At 68.8% G+C, this 2,979-nt stretch carries 4 protein-coding genes; 2 read left to right on the top strand and 2 right to left on the bottom strand.

Annotated features, from left to right (window positions below):
* Positions 1–282: 282 nt before the first annotated feature.
* The gene (locus ACFXDJ_RS24925) at positions 283–501 is read left to right on the top strand and encodes a hypothetical protein (RefSeq protein WP_384658554.1); all 219 of its coding nucleotides are present in this window, start codon (positions 283–285) and stop codon (positions 499–501) included.
* A gap of 196 nt (positions 502–697) precedes the next feature.
* Entirely contained in the window at positions 698–1,531 is an 834-nt protein-coding gene (locus tag ACFXDJ_RS24930) for an SAM-dependent methyltransferase (RefSeq protein ID WP_384850326.1), read from the top strand.
* Positions 1,532–1,596: 65 nt separating this feature from the next.
* Here the strand turns inward: ACFXDJ_RS24930 and ACFXDJ_RS24935 are convergent, their stop codons facing one another.
* Together ACFXDJ_RS24935 and ACFXDJ_RS24940 are read right to left on the bottom strand one after the other, a co-directional pair.
* Positions 1,597–2,502 (bottom strand): helix-turn-helix domain-containing protein, encoded by a 906-nt coding sequence (locus tag ACFXDJ_RS24935; protein WP_384658549.1) that lies wholly within the window; start codon positions 2,500–2,502, stop codon positions 1,597–1,599.
* 105 nt (positions 2,503–2,607) lie between these two features.
* Positions 2,608–2,871, bottom strand: coding sequence for a DUF397 domain-containing protein (locus tag ACFXDJ_RS24940; protein WP_384658546.1), 264 nt, complete (start codon positions 2,869–2,871; stop codon positions 2,608–2,610).
* Positions 2,872–2,979: the final 108 nt, after the last annotated feature.

A 2,979-nucleotide genomic window follows, 5' to 3' on the forward strand; every position in this document is an offset into this window, starting at 1 on the left:
AATTTTTCTTGTCTTTGTCTAGTCGCCTCCACTCTTTTTATACATAAAACACAAAACAATCATGAGCTCATCGGGCGGTGGGGGGGGGCCGCGGCCCCCCCCCCCCCCCCCCACCTACAGGTCAGCAACCTCAGAAAGGCACCCGTGACCTGCATGAAGGGGCCCGGGGCTCGTTCCAGCGACTCCCCGTTAGCCTCCCCCGCCATTATCCCTGCGCAGAAGCGCCGGGAAACCCCTGCCGTCCGGAAAGCGCGGGCCGCGTTCTGGTCCGCTTTGGCGCCAGTGGTGATCCTCGTAGCCTGGTTCTACCTGGTCCGCTTCCACCACTGGCCGACCGACCTGACCCCCGCCGCCGTGGCCCTGGCCGCGGCCGCCGGCGCCTTGACGCTCGCCTGCTTCCGCAACCGCCGCGACAACCGGCGCAGGGCCGGGACCGGGGCCGGACCTCACCCGCACCCCCATCCCCCACGACGGCGCCGCCGCCGCAAGCGCCGACGCTGACGGCAGACCCCGACACTCCCGCGAGGGGGCGCCGGACTCCGGTCCGGCGCCCCCTCATACCACCGAAGGACCCGCCCCGCCCCGCGCGCTCGGCCACCCTTTCGAGTGATTGGCGCACTGTCAGCGGGTCCCTACCATGAGCCCCTACCCCCGATCCCCGACGGACGGCCTCCGACCAAGGCCGCATGGAGGGCTCATGGAGTCAGGGCAAGAAGACCTCACGGCATCCCATATCGACATGCACACGCCCAGCGCCACCCGGATCTACGACTACCTCCTGGGCGGCGTCGAGAACTACGCCAGCGACCGCGCGGCCGGCAACCACCTGATGCGCGTCGCCCCGGGCGCCGAACTCCTGGCCCGGAACAACCGGGCCTTCGTCGGCCGCGCGGTCCGCGTCCTCGTCAGGGAGTTCGGAATCCGCCAGTTCCTCGACCACGGATCCGGCCTTCCCACCCGGGACAACGTGCACGAGGTCGCGCAGCGCGCCCACCCGCGGTGCAAGGTCGCCTACATCGACAACGATCCCATGGTCGTCGCACACGCCCAGACCACCCTGCACGAGAACGCCGGCACCTCCGTCATCTCCCAGGACCTCCGCAACACCGACGAGATCCGGACGGCCACGGAGGACTTCCTCGACTGGGAGCAGCCCATCGCCTCGTTGTTCACCTCCGTCCTGCACTGCCTCCCCGACACGGACGACGTCACCAAGTCCCCCGCCGCCGTGGTCCGCAGGGCCGCCGGACAGCTGCCGCGCGGAAGCTTCCTGGTCATCTCCCAACTGGCGAGCGACGATCCCGACGTCCGCCGCGACGTCACCGAGCTCATGGGCGCCGCCACACGGGGCAGATGGGGACGCGTGCGGGAAACCCGCGAGGTCCGGGGGTACTTCGACGAACTCGACGTCTTGGAACCGGGTTTGGGCGACGTGGCCGACTGGAGGCCCCGCGCGTCACGCCGCATCCCGCGACGGCGGCCACAGGTCTGGGCCGAATGGGGCGGAGTGGGCCGCGTGTGCTCCCGCTAGGCCGACAAGATCCGAAAGAGACGGCCTAGTGCCGTGGCCGACACCAGGCCGGTACCAGGCCGGCGCTAGCTGAACTTCGCCCGCGCCTCCTCCAGCAGCTGGCGGGTCCTCTCCAACGAGGAGGCCGCCGTCCGGATCGTGGTGAGGCTGTGCCGGTAGTCGTCGATCGCCCCGCGCCTGGTCACGTAGTTCGCACCGTTGATGTGCTCGACGTAGACCAGCTCAGGGGTCCCGGCGTCCTGGAACTCCAGGTGCGTGATCGGGTAGACCGGAGCCACTCCGTATCCCTGGTCCATTTCGATGACGCGGATGTTCACCTTGGCGGTCCGCCACGCCTCCAGCAGGTGTGACAGCTGCTCGCGCATCACCTCGGCGTCGCCCACCCGGCGGCGCAGCACTCCCTCGTCGAGCAGGGCCGTCACCCGGGCACCCGGACGGGACAGCACGCGCTGCCGCTGTATCCGCAGTTCGGCCACTCGGTCGATCTCCACCGGGGAGGCGCCCGGCATGACGGCGCGCACCATGTGCCGGGCGTACCGCTTGGTCTGGAGGAGCCCGGGGACCACCAGGTTCTCGTAGATGGTGATCCGCTTCGCGTCGCCCTCCAGCTGGATCAGGCGGCGGAGGAATCCGGGGGTGACATCGCTGAAGGCCTCGTACCACTCGCAGTCCTGCGCGTACTCCAAGAGGCGTCCGAGCATGCGCAGTTCCTGGGTGTCCACGCCGTAGTGCCGCGCCAGATCCATGACGTCGCGCTCCTTGGGAGGGCTCTCCCCGCGCTCCAGCCGGCTTATCTTCGACACCGACCCCCGGATGACCGGCGCCACGTCCCTCAGCGTGAGCCCTCGCGCCTCGCGCCACCCCCGGAGCTCTCGCCCCAGCAAGAGGCCGGCCGCCGCCCGACCGAGCTCCCGCTCCACCGGCGAGGTGGGAGCGACACGACCGGGCAGCTGCTCAGGGAGGGAAGGCATACAAACTCCGATATGACCGGGGAGGTTGACAGCACCAAGAATGGCGCCTGAATGCCCCACCGTCCAAGCCTTGGCCTAAGCTTGGGCCGTCATCCGGTCAGCCGGTCAGCCGGTCATCCGGTCGAACTCGGAACGCTTGACACCGTCCACGAACGCTTCGATCTCGGCAGCGGTGAACACCAGCGCGGGTCCGTCCGGGAATCGAGAGTTGCGCATCGCGACATTGCCGCCGCCCAGGGCGGCGACTTCGACGCAGTTGCCGTTTCCCACACTGGCACTGCTCTTCACCCAGATCGCACCGGGGATCTCGCTGGCGACCATTCCATTGTCTAACCGCATGATGTCGGCCTCTCTTCTCAGCACGCACATGGTCGTGGGGGGGGGGGGGGGGGGGTGGGGGGGGGGGGATTGGTTGTTGTTATCAAAGGACGAGGGAGGGGGCGTGTGGGACAACACGGGAGGGGGAGGAACTAGAAG

This window comes from Streptomyces sp. NPDC059443, from assembly GCF_042750105.1.
GTDB lineage: Bacteria > Actinomycetota > Actinomycetes > Streptomycetales > Streptomycetaceae > Streptomyces.

Coding starts and splice junctions, on each gene's coding strand:
- ACFXDJ_RS24930 (WP_384850326.1), top strand. CDS start 698: ATGGAGTCAGGGCAAGAAGACCTCACGGCATCCCATATCGACATGCAC.
- ACFXDJ_RS24940 (WP_384658546.1), bottom strand. CDS start 2,871: ATGTGCGTGCTGAGAAGAGAGGCCGACATCATGCGGTTAGACAATGGA.
- ACFXDJ_RS24935 (WP_384658549.1), bottom strand. CDS start 2,502: ATGCCTTCCCTCCCTGAGCAGCTGCCCGGTCGTGTCGCTCCCACCTCG.